General features: G+C 67.6%; 18 protein-coding genes. 11 read left to right on the top strand and 7 right to left on the bottom strand.

Going from position 1 to position 17,328, the window contains the following annotated elements:
• The first annotated feature begins 10 nt into the window (after window positions 1-10).
• From BIZ42_RS01030 to BIZ42_RS00980, 11 genes are all read left to right on the top strand, one after another.
• Window positions 11-418: a hypothetical protein gene (locus tag BIZ42_RS01030; RefSeq protein ID WP_070425277.1), complete on the top strand. Its 408-nt coding sequence runs from the start codon at window positions 11-13 to the stop codon at window positions 416-418.
• A gap of 30 nt (window positions 419-448) precedes the next feature.
• A complete protein-coding gene (locus tag BIZ42_RS01025; RefSeq protein ID WP_083279752.1) occupies window positions 449-958 on the top strand; it encodes a DUF202 domain-containing protein in 510 nt (169 codons plus the stop codon).
• Between the two features lie 61 nt (window positions 959-1,019).
• Window positions 1,020-2,618, top strand: coding sequence for an arylsulfatase (locus BIZ42_RS01020; protein ID WP_070425276.1), 1,599 nt, complete (start codon window positions 1,020-1,022; stop codon window positions 2,616-2,618).
• The gene (locus BIZ42_RS01015) at window positions 2,618-3,544 is read left to right on the top strand and encodes a formylglycine-generating enzyme family protein (protein WP_070425275.1); all 927 of its coding nucleotides are present in this window, start codon (window positions 2,618-2,620) and stop codon (window positions 3,542-3,544) included. Before BIZ42_RS01020 ends, BIZ42_RS01015 begins: the two co-directional genes overlap by 1 nt.
• A gap of 42 nt (window positions 3,545-3,586) precedes the next feature.
• Window positions 3,587-3,964, top strand: a complete 378-nt coding sequence (locus BIZ42_RS01010) for a DUF1622 domain-containing protein (RefSeq protein ID WP_019184678.1) — start codon at window positions 3,587-3,589, stop codon at window positions 3,962-3,964.
• A 43-nt stretch (window positions 3,965-4,007) separates the two neighbouring features.
• Entirely contained in the window at window positions 4,008-4,994 is a 987-nt protein-coding gene (locus tag BIZ42_RS01005; protein ID WP_070425274.1) for a transporter, read from the top strand.
• 52 nt (window positions 4,995-5,046) lie between these two features.
• Window positions 5,047-5,865, top strand: coding sequence for a DUF2092 domain-containing protein (locus BIZ42_RS01000; RefSeq protein ID WP_070425273.1), 819 nt, complete (start codon window positions 5,047-5,049; stop codon window positions 5,863-5,865).
• Window position 5,866: 1 nt separating this feature from the next.
• A complete protein-coding gene (locus BIZ42_RS19840; RefSeq protein WP_070425272.1) occupies window positions 5,867-6,397 on the top strand; it encodes a hypothetical protein in 531 nt (176 codons plus the stop codon).
• 81 nt (window positions 6,398-6,478) lie between these two features.
• Window positions 6,479-7,027, top strand: coding sequence for a DUF4136 domain-containing protein (locus BIZ42_RS00990; protein ID WP_019184673.1), 549 nt, complete (start codon window positions 6,479-6,481; stop codon window positions 7,025-7,027).
• Window positions 7,028-7,154: 127 nt separating this feature from the next.
• The gene (locus BIZ42_RS00985) at window positions 7,155-8,372 is read left to right on the top strand and encodes a BamA/TamA family outer membrane protein (RefSeq protein ID WP_070425271.1); all 1,218 of its coding nucleotides are present in this window, start codon (window positions 7,155-7,157) and stop codon (window positions 8,370-8,372) included.
• Window positions 8,363-10,660 (top strand): patatin-like phospholipase family protein, encoded by a 2,298-nt coding sequence (locus BIZ42_RS00980; RefSeq protein ID WP_070425270.1) that lies wholly within the window; start codon window positions 8,363-8,365, stop codon window positions 10,658-10,660. The genes BIZ42_RS00985 and BIZ42_RS00980 overlap by 10 nt, the downstream gene beginning before the upstream one ends.
• 23 nt (window positions 10,661-10,683) lie before the next feature.
• Here BIZ42_RS00980 and BIZ42_RS19485 read toward each other — a convergent pair whose 3' ends face one another.
• The 7 genes from BIZ42_RS19485 to BIZ42_RS00950 form a co-directional block, all read right to left on the bottom strand.
• A complete protein-coding gene (locus BIZ42_RS19485) occupies window positions 10,684-10,860 on the bottom strand; it encodes a hypothetical protein (protein ID WP_019184670.1) in 177 nt (58 codons plus the stop codon).
• Between the two features lie 22 nt (window positions 10,861-10,882).
• Window positions 10,883-11,476, bottom strand: a complete 594-nt coding sequence (locus tag BIZ42_RS00975; protein ID WP_070425269.1) for a YSC84-related protein — start codon at window positions 11,474-11,476, stop codon at window positions 10,883-10,885.
• Between the two features lie 26 nt (window positions 11,477-11,502).
• Window positions 11,503-12,945, bottom strand: a complete 1,443-nt coding sequence (locus tag BIZ42_RS00970) for a DUF1254 domain-containing protein (protein WP_070425268.1) — start codon at window positions 12,943-12,945, stop codon at window positions 11,503-11,505.
• A gap of 39 nt (window positions 12,946-12,984) precedes the next feature.
• A complete protein-coding gene (locus tag BIZ42_RS00965; RefSeq protein WP_083279750.1) occupies window positions 12,985-13,809 on the bottom strand; it encodes a hypothetical protein in 825 nt (274 codons plus the stop codon).
• On the bottom strand, window positions 13,806-14,408 hold the full coding sequence (locus tag BIZ42_RS19660; protein ID WP_070425267.1) for a hypothetical protein: 603 nt from the start codon (window positions 14,406-14,408) through the stop codon (window positions 13,806-13,808). The genes BIZ42_RS00965 and BIZ42_RS19660 overlap by 4 nt, the downstream gene beginning before the upstream one ends.
• 2 nt (window positions 14,409-14,410) lie before the next feature.
• The gene (locus BIZ42_RS00955) at window positions 14,411-15,196 is read right to left on the bottom strand and encodes a DUF2092 domain-containing protein (RefSeq protein WP_070425266.1); all 786 of its coding nucleotides are present in this window, start codon (window positions 15,194-15,196) and stop codon (window positions 14,411-14,413) included.
• A 155-nt stretch (window positions 15,197-15,351) separates the two neighbouring features.
• Window positions 15,352-17,244: a DUF885 domain-containing protein gene (locus tag BIZ42_RS00950; protein WP_070425265.1), complete on the bottom strand. Its 1,893-nt coding sequence runs from the start codon at window positions 17,242-17,244 to the stop codon at window positions 15,352-15,354.
• Between the last annotated feature and the right edge of the window lie 84 nt (window positions 17,245-17,328).

Here is a 17,328-nt window from a genome sequence, read left to right as displayed (position 1 = left end):
GGATCCCGCCATGCTCCTGGTGATCGATTTCCTTACGCGCTTCTGGACGGACATGATCGATCGCGCCGACGGTCCCATGACCTTCCGCTTCTTCCTGCAGCCGACGATGGCGCTGATCACCGCCCTGATCGACGGCATCAAGGACGCCAAGGCGGGCAGGACCCCTTACGCGTGGCTTCTGACCCACAGCTCGGCCGGCGAGCGCAAGGTCGCCTGGCGGCAGGGCGTCACCGCCACGACGCGGATCCTGCTGCTGGGTGTCGGCATGGACGTGATCTACCAGTTCCGCATGTTTGGCGGTTTCAAGTACCCGCTGGAAGCGTTCGTGATCGCGGTGGTACTCGGCTTCCTGCCGTACCTGGTCCTGCGTGGACCGATCGCCCGCATCGCATCGCACTGGCTGCGCCGCCGTCACTGACTCCCGATCCTTACACGCCACGAGCCCTCCATGAACGACACCGACCCGACCAAACGACTCAGCGAGCGTGCCCTGAGCATCACGCGCGCCAAGGAACTGCTGGGCGGCAGCGACGAGGCGTCCATCGAGCTGTCTTCGCGGCGGACCGGGATGTCGTTCCAGCGGACCCGCATGAGCGCGGACCGTACGCTGATGTCGATCATCCGCACGGCGCTGTCGCTGATCGGCTTCGGCTTCACCATCTATCAGTTCTTCGGGCACATGCTCGAGACCGGCACCGCGCTGCGTCCGCATGCGCCGCGCAACTTCGGCATCGCCCTGGTGGGGCTCGGGCTGGTGCTGCTGACCCTGGGCATCGTCTATCACGTGCGCTACATGCAGGGCCTGCGCACCGAGCGCCGGATCATGATCGGCGAAGGCCTGGTCCATGGCGAAAGCCACTATCCCATCTCCCTCACTCTGATCACCGCCGGGCTGCTGTGGCTGCTCGGCCTGCTGGCGATCGTCAGCATGACCTTCAACGTCTCGCCATTCGCCTGACGGCCGTTCCCGCATGCCGGCACGACGCCGGAACCCAACACGCATCCCCCTGGAGAGTGTCATGGCAACAGCAAAAGCGGCAGCATCCCCCAAAGCGTCCGCAACCACGAAGGCCGGCAAGAACGGCAAGCGGCCGAACATCCTGGTGATCTGGGGCGACGACATCGGCATCAGCAACCTGAGCTGCTACAGCCAGGGCCTGATGGGCTACCGGACGCCCAATATCGACCGCATCGCCAACGAAGGCACGCTGTTCACCGATTCCTACGGCGAGCAGTCCTGCACTGCCGGCCGCTCGTCGTTCATCACCGGCCAGAGCGTGTACCGCACCGGCCTGTCCAAGGTCGGCATCCCCGGCGCGCCGACCGGCATGAACGAGAAGCTGGTGACCATTGCCGCGCTGCTCAAGAACCAGGGCTATGCCACCGGCCAGTTCGGCAAGAACCACCTCGGCGATCTGAACCACATGCTGCCGACCAACCACGGTTTCGATGAGTTCTACGGCAACCTGTACCACCTCAATGCCGAGGAAGAGCCGGACATGTACGACTACTTCCCGGAGGAGGACTTCCCGAACTTCCGGAAAACCATGGGCCCGCGCGGGGTCATCCGCAGCTGGGCGACAGACAAGGACGATGCCACCGAACAGGAACGCTGGGGCAGGATCGGCAAGCAGAAGATCGAAGACACCGGGCCGCTGACGCCGGAGCGGATGGAAACCTGCGACGAGGATTTCGCGGCCACCGCCAAGGACTTCATCAAGCGCCAGCATGACGCCGACACGCCGTTCTTCGTCTGGGTGAACTTCACCCACATGCACCTGTTCACCCACACCAAGAAGGAAAGCCTCGGCCAGGCCGGGCGCTGGCAGTCGCCGTACCACGACACCATGATCGACCACGATCGCAACGTCGGTGAACTGCTGGACTATCTCGACGAGCTGGGCATCGCCGAGGACACCTTCGTGATGTACTCCACCGACAACGGTCCGCACCGGAACTCCTGGCCGGACGGCGGCACCACGCCGTTCCGCAGCGAGAAGGACACCAACTGGGAAGGCGCGTTCCGCATTCCGATGGTGGTGCGCTGGCCTGGCCACATTCCCGCGGGCACCATTGCCAACGGGATCGTGCAGCATCACGACTGGCTGCCGACCTTCCTGGCGATGGCCGGCGACCCGGATGTCAGCGAGAAACTCAAGAAGGGCTACAAGGCGATCGGGCGGACGTACAAGAACCACATCGACGGGGTCAACCTGACCGGCTACCTGACCGGAAAGGAAAAGGAGAGCCCGCGCAAGCTGTTCGTCTATTTCAGCGACGACGGTGATGTGATGGCCATCCGCTACGACAACTGGAAAGTCTCGTTCATGGAGCAGCGCTGCAAGGGCACGCTGCAGGTCTGGTCCGAGCCGCTGATCCGGTTGCGCCTGCCCAAGGTCTACAACCTCAGGACCGACCCGTACGAGTTCGCCGACATCACCTCGAACACGTACTACGACTGGTTCCTGCACCACGACTACATCCTGTTCGGGGCCTATGCGATCGCCGACAGGTTCGCGGCCACCTTCAAGGATTTCCCGCGGGTCCAGAAGCCGAACACCTTCACCATCGATGATGCGCTGGCCAAGCTCAGCGAAGCCTGCGCGGGCAATCAATGATGAGCGTCGTCGCCGACACCATGATCGATATCGCCGGCGGCGTCTTCGTGATGGGATCCAACGATCACTATCCCGAAGAACGGCCGGCGCACAAGGCGCGGGTGGCACCGTTCCGGATCGACCGCTACCCGGTGACCAACCGGGAGTTCGCACGGTTCATCCGCGAAACGGGCTACGTGACGGCGGCCGAGCGCCCGGCGGACCCGGCCGATTACCCAGGCGCGGACCCGGCGCTGCTGGTGCCGTCCTCGGTGGTGTTCGTGCAGCCTGCGCACCCGGTCGATCTGTCCAATACGCACAACTGGTGGCATTACGTGGCCGGCGCCGACTGGCGGCATCCCCGTGGCCCGGGCTCGTCGCTGCAGGGCCTGGACGATCACCCGGTGGTGCACGTGAATGTCGCCGATGCACTGGCGTATGCGCGCTGGGCGGACAAGGACCTGCCCACCGAAGCCGAATGGGAGTTCGCCGCGCGCGGCGGACAGGAGAGCGGCGAGTTCGCCTGGGGCGACAGCCTGGTTCCGGGGGGCCGCCATCAGGCCAATACCTGGCAGGGTGAATTCCCGTGGCACAGCCTGGACGAAGACGGGTACCGCTGGACCTCGCCAGTGGGCAGCTTTCCGCCCAACGGCTACGGCCTGTACGACATGATCGGCAATGTCTGGGAATGGACCGGCGACTGGTACCAGCAGCACGACCAGCTGCAGAGCAGGCCGTGCTGCGCGATCGACAACCCCCGTGGCGGCGCGCGCGAAGGCAGCCACGACCCGCGCGACCGCAGTGCGATCCCGCGCCGGGTCATGAAAGGCGGCTCGCACCTGTGTGCGCCCAACTACTGCCGGCGCTACCGGCCGGCGGCCCGGATGGCGCAGCCGATCGACACCTCCACCTGTCACCTTGGCTTTCGTTGCGTGGAGCGGGGATGAGCCGCCTCTGCCACCGCCAGGTGCGATACCGGAGCATCCCGCATGACGCCTCTGAAGGCATGGCTGATCGCCGTCACCGAGCCGGTCGTGGTCATCATCGATGCGATGGCACTGGTGCTGATCGCGCTGGCCACGGCGGTGGTGTTCGTGCAGGCGCTGCGGCTGGCGCTGCGCGGCCACCCGACCAACGTGGAGCGGCGCGCGGTGTGGCTGGCGTATGGCCGCTGGCTGGTGGCCGGGCTGACCATGCAGCTGGCGGCGGACATCATCGAATCCTCGATCTACACCGACTGGGATGCGATTGGTCAACTGGCCGCGATCGCCGTGATACGGACCTTCCTGAACTATTTCCTGGAGCGCGACATCGAGGAGGTGCGCGAGCGGCAGCACGCACCGCGGCCCACGCCGGACCCGTCCTGATCCCGCGCACTGCGATTCCCCTTCCGCCCCGGAGGCCGATGCCATGAACACCCCTGCACCCACCACGCCCCGGTCCCGGCCGCGCGGCCCGCTGGCCCTGTGTCTGGGCGGACTGCTGGCGCTGGGCAGCGCTCCCGCCGCAGCCACTGAAGGCGCGCTGGGTCGCTCGATCACCGGCATGCAGATCACCTCCTACGCTGGCGTCATCCCGCCCGAGCCGGGCATGCAGTGGTCGCTGAGCTACATCCAGTACAACGGCAAGATCAGCGGCAACCGCCCGGCACCGATCGCCGGCCAGATCTCCCTGGGCCTGGAAGCCGACGTCAGCCTGACTGCCGCCACCGGCGTGTATGTCTGGCCGACCAAGGCCGGGCGCTGGAACTTTGCCTCGATGCTGACCGTGCCCTACATCGACGCCGACGTCACCGCCAACCTCGCGGGGCCGCTCGGCAACCGCTTCCAGGCCAAGGATCACGCGTCCAACCTGTTCGATGTGTACTTCGCCCCGGTGATCGCCGGGTACCACATCAGCGAGGTGGAGCATTTGTCCTTCGGCGTGTACGTGTATGCACCCACCGCCAAGTACGACCCCAACCGGTTGGCCAACCCGGGCATGAACATCTGGACGTTCTCGCCCAGCGTGGGCTACACGCACCTGTTCCAGAAGGGCACGCTGGAATTCAGCGTGCTTGGCGCCACCGACTGGTACACCCGCAACGACGACACCGACTACAAGAACGGCGTGGTCGCCCGTGCGGACGTGCTGCTGGTCAAGCGCACCGCCAGCGGGTGGGGCTTCGGCGCGGCCGGCGGCTGGATCCAGCAGCTGCAGGACGACAAGGGCGACACCGCAGACCGCCTGGATGGATTCAAGGGGCGCTCGTTCGGCCTCGGCCCGGTGCTGACCTACGGCAGGAAGTGGTCCGGCGGCGAGCATCTGGATGTTTCTTTCCGCTATGTCGGCGAATTCAGCGTCAAGAACCGGTTCGAGGGCGATCCCTGGAGCCTCTCGATCAGCGGTGGCTTCTGATTCCGGCCGCGCAAGCGCGGCTGCCTGTCTTCCGTCCTGTGGAGTAACGGTCATGCCCTCTGCCATTCCCCCCGTTGCATGGTCGGCGTGCCTGCTGCTGGCCGCGCTGGCGCCTGCGGCAGCCGCGGCCACCCGCGTCGCCGCGGCTGCCCCACCGGCGACTGCGCCGGCCGACCGCCCTGAACGCGATCCAGAGGCGCTGGCCGCGCTGGACCGCATGGGCGCGGCGCTGCGCGCCCTCAAGCAGTTCTCGCTGACCTCCCAGGCCAGTACGGAAATCGTCCTGGATGACGGCCAGAAGGTCGAGCTGGACGGCGTGGTCACCTACAAGGTCAGGACGCCGAACCAGCTGTTCCTGGAACTGCGCAGCGATCGCCAGCTTCGCCAGTTGTTCTACGACGGCAAGTCGCTGTCGCTGTACTCCCCACGCCTGAAGTACTACGCCCAGGTGGATGGCGTGAGCGCCACGCTCGGCGAGCTCGTCGAAGACGCCGCCAGCCGCTACGGCATCGACATGCCGCTGGCCGACATGTTCCTCTGGGGCACCGACAAAGCCCCGAAGACCGCCATCCGCGGCGCGCTGCATATCGGCGGCGGCACCCTCGATGGCGAGGCCATCGAGCAGTACGCGTTCAAGCAGGACGCGGTGGACTGGCAGCTATGGGTCAGCAAGGCGACTTCGTTGCCCAGGAAGCTGGTGATCACCTCGCTGGATGATCCGGCGCTGCCGCAGTATCGCGCCCAGCTTCGCTGGGATACCCGCACGCCGGTCGCGGCCACTGCATTCCAGTTCACGCCACCGGCCGATGCGGCGCGGATCAAGCTGGTCCCGGTCGCGGTGGTGATCGACGCTGCCGGGCAGGAGAACTGACATGCGGACCGTGATCAATCGTTTCTTCGTGGCGTCCTCCCTGGCCGCCGGCCTGCTCCTGGTACTCCTGCTGACGGTATCCGCGCCAGCCAGTGCCCAGCGCGGCGGCGGCTTCCATGGTGGTGGTGCACGTGCCAGCGCCCACGCCAGCATCAACCGGCCCGTGCAGCGCCCGCAGGGCGGCAACATCAATCGCGGCGGTGGCGGCAACATCAACCGGAACATCGATGCAAACCGCAACGTCAATCGCAACGTCAACCGGAATGTCGATCGCAACGTCAACGTCAACGTGGATTACCACGACGATCACTGGAACCACTGGGACGACCATCCATTCGCGACCGCCGCAGCGGTGACCGCCGGTGTGGCGGTGACCTCGGCGGTGATCGGCTCGATCGTCAACTCGGTGCCGCCCAGCTGCGTGACCACCGTGATCAACGGCATGGCCTACCAGCAGTGCGGCAATGTCTGGTACGAGCCGCGCTATGCCGGCACCACCGTGCAGTACGTGGTGATCAACCCGCCGCGCTGAACGCGCCTCGTCGTTCTGCCAGCCCACAGGACGGCTGCACACGCAGCGCGTCTTTCCATCCTGCCCCTGGAGACTCGCGTCATGAAAGCTTTTGCCATCGCCGTCCTGGCCACCTCCCTGGTCGCCTGCGCCTCCACCCCGACCGTCAAGACCGACTACGATCCGTCGGCCAGCTTCAGCTCCTACAAGACCTACACCTGGGCGATGAAGCCCGAGGCAAGCTCGCCGCTGGTGCAGCAACGCATCATCGACGGCATCAACGCCCGCCTGCAGGCCAAGGGACTGCGCGAAGCCCCCAACGGCGACATCGCGCTGGCCGCGCACATCGCCAACAGCCAGAAGCAGACCCTGGACACCTTCTACAGCGGCACCGGCATGGGCGGGTGGGGCTGGCGCGGCGGTGGCTGGGGCGGCGGCATGGCCATGGGCAACGCCACGACCACGGTGCATACATATGACGTGGGCACCCTGGTGGTGGACATGTTCGATGCCCGCACCAAACAGGCCGTGTGGCGCGGTACGGCCAGCGGCACGGTGCCGACGTCGCCGGACAAGGTCAATGCGGCGGTGGAAGCAGGGCTGGACAAACTGTTCGCTGCGTTCCCGCCGGGTGCGACCGCCGCACGCTGAGTGCTGCGCCGAAGATGCAAACGCGTTCAACCGCGCGGGCCCGTGCCGGGCTGTCCCCCTCCCACCGGCACGGGCCCACGCACTTGAACTGACGGGCCGTCCTGCTTCCCATCCCTCGAGGTGCCGCGTGTCGATCGGCCATGCCGTACGCCTGGTAGTGCTGTTGGGCGTCCTTGCGCCCTGGAGCGCCGTTGCCCAGCAGGGCACCCAGGCAGCGCCCCAGCCTGTTGCGGCTCCGGTCCAGACCCCCGTGCCCGCGCCGGCGTCGACCGCGAAGGCTTCGTTGTTCCGTGACGCCGAAGATGGCCATTTCGACATGTCGCGCTGGCTGCTCGAGCACCGCGGCTTCCTCCCGGTACCGATCATCGTGACCGACCCGGCGGTCGGCAACGGGGGCGGTGTGGCGCTGGCGTTCTTCCATCGCCCTGCGGCTTCCGGCTCGCCAGGGGAAGGCGGTGCACCGAAGATGGTGACGCCGGACATCTATGGCGGCGGGGCGATGCGCACGTCCAACGGCAGTGAAGCCTACGGCGTGGGCGCGTCGCTGCATTTCGACGATGACCGCTGGCGTTACCGGGGCGGCGTGGCCAAGACCTCGTTCAACCTGGGCTTCTACACCCCGGGCACGCTACTGCCCGCGCAGAAGATCGAATACAACATGGATGGCCTGATGTCGTTCCAGCAGGGGTTCCGTCGCCTTGGCGACCGCGACCTGTACCTGGGCCTGGCCTGGGTCTACATGGACCTGGACATCGGCTTCGATGTTGCCTCCGACAGTGACCGGTTCCAGCCGCACGAGCTGTCCAAGCGCAGCTCCGGCCTCGGCCTGTCGCTGGAATACGACACCCGCGACAATCCGTTCACGCCCTCCAGGGGCTGGCTGGGCATGGTCGAGGGCAACGTCTACCTGCCGGGCATCGGCAGTGATGCCACCTTCCAGAGTTATCGCGGGCACGCCTACGGCTATTGGCCGATGGGCAGGTACTTCGTGCTCGGCGGCCGCGCCGATGCGCGCTGGGCCAACGGTGAAATCCCGTTTTACCGGCTGCCCTACATCGACCTGCGCGGCATCGGCTCGGCCCGTTACCAGGACACGCGCGCGGCGGTGCTGGAGAGCGAGCTGCGCTGGAACATGACCCAGCGCTGGGCGCTGATCGGGTTCGTCGGCGCTGGACGCACCTGGGGGCGGCACAACCGTTTCAGCGACGGCGCCAGCCAGGTCTCCAAAGGCGCGGGCGTGCGCTATCTGATCGCCCGCCAGTTGGGGATGCACGTTGGCGTGGACTATGCGTGGGGCCCGGAGGACGACACGTTCTACATCCAGGTCGGCAGCGCATGGCGTTGATAGGCCACCCCCAGACATTTCCGCGTGCAGCATCGCTGCTGCTTGCAGGGGCGTGTGCGGCCGGTGCACCTGCACCACTGCAGGCCGCCGAGCCGGTCGCGTCGGCCGTGGTGGCCGGCCAGGGCAGCCACTGCGGCGTACGCGGTCCCGGCGATACCCGCCCGCGCATCGGGTTGGCGCTGGGCGGCGGTGGCGCGCGCGGCATTGCGCATGTGCGCATCCTCAAGCAGCTCGAAGCGCTGCGCATCCCGGTGGACTGCATCGCCGGCACCAGCGCTGGCGCCCTGGTCGGCGCGCTGTATGCCTCCGGCTCCACGCCCGGGCAGATCGAGCAGGTGGTGCTGAGCACCGAGTGGTTGAGCCTGTTCACCGATACCCTGCCGCGCCGCGAGCGGTCCCTGCGGCGCAAGGCAGACGACTACGCACAGTTGGCCCCGATCGGCATCGGGCTGGGCGGCGAGGGCAAGGCGGTGGCGCTGGCCGGCGGCGTGTCCGAGGGCGAGAAGCTGATCGCGCTGTTCGAGCGTGCCACCGGCGGCAGCCGGGTCAGCGGCCGCTTCGACGATCTTCCCATCCCGTTCCGCGCAGTCGCCACCGATATCAACACCGGGCAGCCGGTGGTGCTGTCCGAGGGCAACCTGCCGATGGCGATGCGCGCCAGCATGTCCCTGCCTGGCATCTTCCGGCCGGTGGTGATCGACGGGCACGTGCTGCTCGATGGTGGACTGTCCAACCAGGTGCCGATCGACGTGGTGCGCGCGATGGGTGCCGACCGGGTGATCGCGGTCGACGTGGGCACGCCGCTCAAGCCGCTGGATCGCGATGCCAGCCTGGTGGATGTGATCAGCCAGTTGAGCGGCTTCCTGACCACCCGCAGCGCCCAGACCCAGCTGGACAGCCTGGGCACGCAGGACCTGCTGATCTCGCCGGACCTGACCGGCAAGGTGGCCACCGGCGATTTCGACAAGGCGCCCGAAGCGTTGCGGATCGGCCAGCTCGCTGCCGAACAGGCCGCCCCGGCGCTGCGCGCCTTCGCACAGAGCCCGCAGGTGTATGGGCAGCTGGCCGCGCAGCGCGTGCAGCGCGAACGTCCCGTCGGCACGGACCGGATCGAGTTCGTCGAGGTGGAGAACCACACCGGCTACGCCGATGCACTGCTGCTGAGCTACCTGCCGGTCCAGATCGGCGAGCCGCTGGACATCAAGGGCATGCAGGCCGGTGTCCTGCGCGCCTACGGCATGGGTACCCTGGCCAGCATCAACTACGACGTGCGCGAGCGCGACGGCCGCACGGGTGTGTTCGTGTCGGCCTATCCCAAGCCGAACGGCCCCATCTACCTGGAGGCCGGGTTGAGCCTGAGCAACGATCTGGAGGGCAACCACGAAAGCAACCTGCGCGCGGGACTGCTGTTCTCGCCGCTGTCGCCCTATGGTGCCGAGGCGCGCATCGCCCTGCAGATCGGCAGCGAGCCGGGGCTGACCGGGCAGTACTACCGTCCTTTCGATCTGCACAACCGCTACGCCTTCCAGGCCGGCGGCGGCTTCCAGACCCGCAGCTTCAATCTGTATGACGAAGAAGGTGACAAGATCGCGCGCTACCGGGTGCGCCGTACCGGCGGCACGCTGGCGCTGGTGCGCAATGTGTCCAATGTGCTTGCGCTGTCGGCCGGGGTGGAGCGCTATACCGGCAACGCCGAGGTGGAGGTCGGTGATCCGGCCATTCCGCGCGTGAACTTCGAGGAGGGCGCCTGGATCGCGCAGGCGACGCTGGACGACATCGACAGTGTGTACTTCCCGCGCGATGGTTACCTGGTCAATGCCGGCACGTACCAGTCCAGTCCCAGCCTGGGCGCCGATGCGCGTTTCGGCCAGCTGGATCTGGATGCGGTGGCGGCCCGGTCGTTCGGCCGGCACGCGCTGCAGCTGGGGCTGCGCTATCACGTGACATCCTCCGGCACGGCGCCGGTGCAGAACCTGTACCGGCTCGGCGGGCGCTGGCGGCTGGCCGGCTTCCAGCACAACCAACTGACCGGGCAGGACTACGCCCTCGGTTTTGCCGGCTACACCTACGAGCTGGGCAAGCTGCTCGGCCGCTCGGCGCAGGTGGGTGGCACGGTGGAGTACGGCAACGCCTGGCAGCGCCGCAGCGACATGTCCTTGAGCGACGGGATCTGGAACGGCAGCGTGTTCCTCGGCTTCGACTCGTGGATCGGCCCGTTGATCTTCGGCATGGGGTTCCGCGAGGGCGGCGAGAACGTGGTGTTCATCGAGCTCGGGCAGTCACTGTGATGCCGGCCAGCGGCCGGCACTGCTCACCACACCTGCGAGAGGATCACCCCGAGCGCGCCGCACCAGCACACGATCACGAACCAGGCCAGCACCGCATTGGCACTGAGGCCTCGGTGGCGGACGAACAGGCTCAGCACGAGCGCGGCCACCAGCGGCAGCACGAACAGACTGACGATCCAGACCAGCGGATGGCCGTGCATGGAAGCTCCTTGGCCTGTCGGCTCAGTTCAGGGCTTTATCGGGGTAGTAGCGTGTGCCCTTGACCGTCAGTTCCGCGGCCAGGCCGCTCTCGGTCATCTGGTAGACCCACACGTTGTCGGAGACCTGCACGGCGCCGGTGAGGCCGCCACCGGCCTTGTCGACCTTCGCGGCCAACGTGGCCTGGCCGCCGATCTCGATGCCGCGGGTGATGAAGTCCTGGTATGCCTCGGGTGTCCTGAACACCCAGACCAGATCGAAGGTCTTGGCGCCGAATCCCAGGCCTGCCTGGATCTCGACCATGCGCATGAAGGTTTCCTGTCCACTGCGGTTGTCGATGGCCACGCCATGCCCACCACCGCCGCCGGCGATCAGCACCTTGACCCCGAAGCTGCGGAACACCGCATACCCGGCGGCCTGTTCCACCGCCTGGCGGGCGCCGGGCTGGGCCGCGTACAGCCGCGACAGCACGGCGGCGGTGGCGGTGCGCGCCTGGTTCTGCGCCTCGCGTTTTTCCGTTGATGGCGGCGCATCACTGCGCGCGGGTGCGCTGGAACTGCAGCCGACAACAAGAACGCTGGCCAGGGCCAGCGCCAACACGGGTAGGCAGAGTTTCATCACGGCACCTCCGGAAGGAACAGCGGTCACTGCACCCGCTCGATCTGCGGCGAGGTCCACTGGCCCTGCAGCAGCGCAGGCTTGGGCCAGTAGTAGCGCATCGCGGCCATGAACGGGCCGTCGGGCGCCGGAAGCCAGTTGCTCTGTTTGTCCGGCCCCGGCGAGTCGTGCTGCAGGTACAGCGTGACGCCACCATCAGCGTCTTTCTTGAGCTGCGGCAGCATCGCGGCATTGATCAGATAGCGGTCGATCGGGTTGGCCACCAGCAGCTGGCCAGGCAGGTCATACATGGTCAGCGACCAGAACGCGTTCACCGGCGGCAGGCCGTCCTTGCCGAAGCGCAGCACGTAGCGGTGCTGGCTGCCGTCCAGCGGGGCGCCGTCGGCATCCTTTTCGTAGATGGGATACAGCGCTTCGTCGCGCGAGTTGGCGCCGATGCCCATCTGGGTGCCGGTGGCGCGGGCGACATAATCGTTCTTGAGGAATTCGCGGGTGCCGAACAGCGTGTCCATCTTCCCGCCCAGCGCGCTGCGGCGCGCGTCGATGTCATGCTGCCCATCGGCCATCCCGTCCTTCAACGCCTGCAGCGTCGGCGGCGGCAGCGCCGCCACGTCCAGGGGCTGCCCCGGCACGATGCCGATCCGGGCAAAGCGCGCGCGCAGGTCCACTTCACTGGGATGCGGCGGGGCGAACTGCAGCAGGAACGCCAGTTGGCCGAAGAAGGCCGGCGAGGTGCGTGCCTCGCTGCCGGACAACGGCGTGGGCCAGTCCACTGCTGCCGGCGCCGGCGGCGCAGGTGTGCCCAGGTACGCCGACAACGGTTGCACCTTGTACCCGGCCTGGATGCGTTTGACGTTGTCCAGGTCGGCGGGGTTGAACAGCTGCGTGCGCCCGACCAGGCTGACCAGCTGGGTTTCCGAACGGATCACCTGGGTGATCCCATCGGGAACGGCGCCCTGCCAGTCCGGGCCGGCGATCAGATAGTGCCCGCCCTCATTGCCGGTCGTGCGGCTGCCGATGTAGGCGAAGTTGTAGGTGTACAGGTCCATCAGCTGGAACACGAAGTAGCGCTCCGCTTCCATCTTCGGCACGGTGATCACCACCGGCTCGGCGCGCAGGTCCAGCCCGGCGAACGAGTAGGGCGTGTCCGAGTTGGGCGTCACGAAGGCGGTGTCGGCCGGGGTAAACACGCGGGCCATGTTGAGGATGGTGTTGAACGGCCCCTTGTACTGCGGGTTGGCGGTGTCGATGCTGAAGGTGTGCATCGTCTGGTACTCGCCCAGCATCGGGACGCCGTACACATACGCATCGCGGGCGATCGCGCGCGTATCGGCGGCGGCGTCCGCGCGCGGCTCACCCGGTGCGGTCGTGGCCTGGCTCGATGGCGCGGGCCTGCAGGCGGCGACCAGGGCGAGGATCGCCCCGGCGATCGCCAGGGCGGTGGCGGTGCGCAGCAGTCGCATGATCATGTCCTCTTCAGTGCGCGCACCAGGCGGCGCGCGTCGGCATCATTCGGGGAAGACCAGGGTCACCATCATCCGCGCGGTCCAGCGGCTGGCGTACTGTGGGCGGTCAACGTTGTAGAAGCCGCCCACTCCGATGCTCACCGGCGTGTGGCCCAGCCGCAGCACCTTGGACACGGTCGCTCCCAGCGGCACCGTCCATGCGTCGCCGCTGTCGGCCTTCCAGTTGTAGTTGGTCTCGGAGGTGAAGCTCAGCGACCAGCCCTGGGGCAGGTTGCGGGTGAGGAAGGGCTGCACGCTGGTGCTGCTGACATCCTCGCGGTCGCTGTCACCGCCCACCGACCAGACATGGTTGGCCAGTGCACCGACGGTCCACTTCTGCGTTTTGTGCACCACGATGAAGGCGGGGCCGAGCGAGTATTTGCCCGTGCCCAGGCTGTCGTGCGAGGCGGTATCGAGCAGCGCGGCGAAGCCGAAGCCGACCTCGGTGCCATGTGCCTCCGAGGCGGTCTTGGGGATGTAGTACCCCTGCACGAACAGATCGCCGGTCCCGTGCTTGTCTTCCGGGAACTGATTCCAGCTCAACGGCAGGATCGGGCGCAGGATGAACTTGCCGTTCTCACCGACGAAGGGAATCACCGGCTGGATCTTCAACTGCTGATTGTGGACGTCGCCGCCCGGCCCGACCGAGCCCTGGTAGTTGTACTGGAACGGCACCGAGATCAGGGCCGCCCCGGGGTCGGCGAGCTTGCGGGCGATGTCATCGGAGGACGCCGGGCCGGCCGGCGCCTCCTGCGCGGCCAGCGGCGCCGCGCAGGCGATGCCGGCGAGCAGCGTGAGCCGGGACAGCGCTGGGCGGCGGCAGATCATTGCGGTGCATCCACGACCACGTACTGCACGGTGGTGCCGGAGTAGCGCGGCTGGTACCAGGCATTGTCACAGCGCTGGTAGCCCAGGCCGTTGACGATGACGGTGCTGCAGTCCACCGGCAGCGAGTACACCACCGAACCGATCACCGCCGAGGTGACCGCGACGCCGGCGGTGAATGCCGCGGCATCCCAGAACGGATGGTCCCAGTACGGCGGCGGCGGCGGCGGCGGGTACGGCCCGGGACCCGGCGGGTGCGGGCCAGGACCTGGACCAGGCCCAGGCGGATGCGGACCCGGACCCGGCGGATGAGGTCCCGGCCCGGGTCCCGGCCCCGGAGCAGGGTGGGGACCGGGACCCGGACCAGGATGCGGACCCGGCTCGGGGCGGGGCCCCGGAGCGGGATGTGGCGAAGGGCCCGGCCCCGGCGGATGCGGCGCGAAGCCGCCACCGCCGAAACCGCCGGCATGGGCGATCGAGGGATGGGCAAAGCCGCGCAGGCCCGGCCGTGCCTGGGCATCGGCCGGCAGCAACGCGCCGCCCAGCAGCAGGGTGATCAAGGCGGGCGCCAGTGCGGCGCGAAGCGTGGTGGAACGGTCCATGCTCAGTTCTCCCCGTCAGGCGTGGTCTGCGCGGCCAGCGCCACCGGAACGAACACGATCTTGGTGGCCCCCTTGGGGTCGAAGGCCAGTTCCTTCGCGGTCACCGCGCGCCGCGTGTCCCAGTTCAACGTGGCCTGGTAGGTGGGCAGCGCCGGATCGCTGTGGCTGGTGATGGCCAGTTGCCGCGGCAGATGGGTGGCATCGGAGATCCAGACCTGCCAATCCACGCCGGGCTGCCGGAAGGCGTAATGGTGCGTGGCCTCGCCGCCGATGCGGGCACTGCCGACCAGCAGTGCCGACTGGAACTGATCGGTCGGGAACGCCGGTGTGCCCCACAGGAACAGGTCGGCCAGCGGCAGTTCGATGCCATAGGTGGTGGCCGATTCGGCCAGCAGCGCCTGGCTGCTCTTGTTCAATCCATCCAGCGTGGCGTAGTACTTCAGGCGCGGGGAGTAGATCGTCAGGGCCTTGCCGTCGTAGAAGAGCTGGCGGTGCTGCTGGTCGCTCTGGATTTCCGCGAAGAAGTGGTCCGGTCCGAGTACGCGATACGTGACGGTGCCAGGCAACGCGATCTTCTGGCCATCATCGAGCACATACTCGGTGCTGGTCGTGGCGCTGAGTGAGAAGTGCGGCAGGGCGCGCAGGGCGGTGCCCATGCGCGTCAGGGCCTGGATCGCCTCGGCATCGATCGTCGCCGGCGCGGTCTGCGCGGCAAGCGGCGGCGGTGACAACAGCAGCGGTCCGGCCAGGACCAGGGCCAACAGCAGGCGCGACGGGGTGCGCGGCATGACGGTCTCCAGAGTGTCGTCGATGGGCCGCGCGACCGGCCGACCCTGTTGACACTCTGCGCACCGCCCACGCCGCGGACAACCGGAGTTACACGGTAAGCCGCTAGGTATTTATACGCAGTCGCCAGCCGCACACCGGCGCCTGCGCGGTGCGCTCAGGGGGCGCGGGCGGAGGGTGGCCCGCCGGCGGCGATCCAGTCCTCGACCGCCTGGCTGACCACCGTCATCGGCATCGCCCCATTGCCCAGGATCAGGTCGTGGAAGGCGCGGATGTCGAAGCGGTCGCCCAGTTGCCTGCGGGCGTGCTCGCGCAGTTCCAGCAGGCGCAGCTGGCCCATCTTGTAGGACGAGGCCTGGCCGGGCTGCACCAGGTAGCGATAGACCTCGATGCGGACATCGCCCGGCGTCATCCCGGTCTTGGCCTGCATGTAGGCCATCGCCTGTTCGGGCGTCCACTGCTTGCGGTGCAGGCCGGTGTCCACCACCAGCCGTACCGAGCGGAACATTTCGGCCTGCAGCCGACCGAGGTCACCGGCCGGGTCGTCCCGATACACGCCGGCTTCGGCCATCAACTGTTCGGCATACAGCGCCCAGCCCTCGCTGAACGCACTCGGGTTGAGGCTGCGGCGCAGCATCGGCAGGTCGGTGAGGGTCTGGCCGATCGAGATCTGGAAGTGATGGCCGGGCGAGCCCTCGTGATAGGTGAGGGTGGGAATGCTCCAGCGCGTATTGGAGGTGATATCGCCCAGGTTGATGAAGAACGTGCCCGGCCGCGAGCCGTCCATCGCCGGGGGGTAGTAGTAACCGCCCGGCGAGGTGGCCTGCATGTGCGTGGGCACTGGCTGCACCACCAGTTTCTGCGCCGGCAGGTGGCCGAAGTAGGTGGGCAGGATCGGGCCCAGGTCGCTCAGCCGCTGCTGGATGTCGCCGATCAGCGCCTGGCGGCCGGCATCGCTGTCCGGATACAGGTAACGCGGATCCTTGCGCAGCGTCTCGATCCGCGCGGCAACCGTGCCGTCGCGCAGACCCAGCTGCTTCAGGCGTGCATCCATGGCCTTGTCCAGGCGCGCGACTTCGCTCAGGCCGATCTGGTGGATCGCATCGGCATCCAGATCGGTGCTGGTGTACCAGCGCAGTGCCGCGTCGTAATACGCCTTGCCCTCGGGCAGGGCCCACACCCCCTTGTTGCCGGGATGGGTGGCCAGCTTGGCCTGCACGTCATCGAGCAGGCGCTGGTACCCCGGATTGACGGCGTCGCGCACGGCGGTGGTCGCCTCGGCGATCAGCTCTGCCCGGCGCGGGGCGGCGATGGCGGGGGTCTTGTCCAGTTTGCGCTGCAGTGACTGCACCCACAGGCTGTTTTCCGGTGCAGGCGCGAGCAGCGTACGGAACTGGTTGGCCGCCCCCTCCAGCGCGACCTCAGGCGGCACCACACCCTGGCGGGCCTGCATCTCCATGTTGGCCCGGACCTGGTCCAGCTTGGGCCCCATGGCCCGCAGCCGCGCGATGTAGTGGCGTGCACTGGTGTCATCGGTCACCGCGTGCTGGTTGTCCATGAACTGCGGCAGGTTGACCGGCAGGCTGAACAGTTGATCCACCGCGTAGGTGCTGCCGCCAACCGGCAACCATGCCGCGGCCCAGGGCACCGCCATCAGATCGATTTGGGCCTGGTAGAACCAGCGCGCGAGCCCGTCGCTGAGACGCTGCTGCGGATCCAGTGGCGCGCCGTGCCAGGCCTTGATCTGGGCGAGGTTGTCGGCCATCGCGCGGCGGTTGACCTCGCGCCGCGCCAGCGAGACGTCGGTCAACTGGTCGGACAGATCACCCGCTGCGTCGCCGCTGATGCCCAGCATGGTGCGCAGTTCGGGATCGGCGTTGATCGCGGCCATCGTCTGCGCATCGAGCAGTGCGTTGAACGAGGCGGGGGCAACCGCACGTAAGGTCGCAGGCGTCTGTGCACGCGCCTCCGGGACGGGAAGGGCCACCGCGCCAGCGATGGCGAGGGCAAGCAGGGCATGGGCAACGCGGGCGGGCGTGATCGGAAACACGGGGCGATCTCCGTTGGCGGGCAGGCTGCGCGAAGGCTACGCCTGCGCGTGTGTGCCTGCATCTGCGGATCGTCATGGCCGCGC

This window comes from Stenotrophomonas sp. LM091 (assembly GCF_001806305.1).
Lineage (GTDB): Bacteria > Pseudomonadota > Gammaproteobacteria > Xanthomonadales > Xanthomonadaceae > Stenotrophomonas > Stenotrophomonas bentonitica_A.
This window is presented reverse-complemented; position numbering and strand designations above follow the sequence as displayed.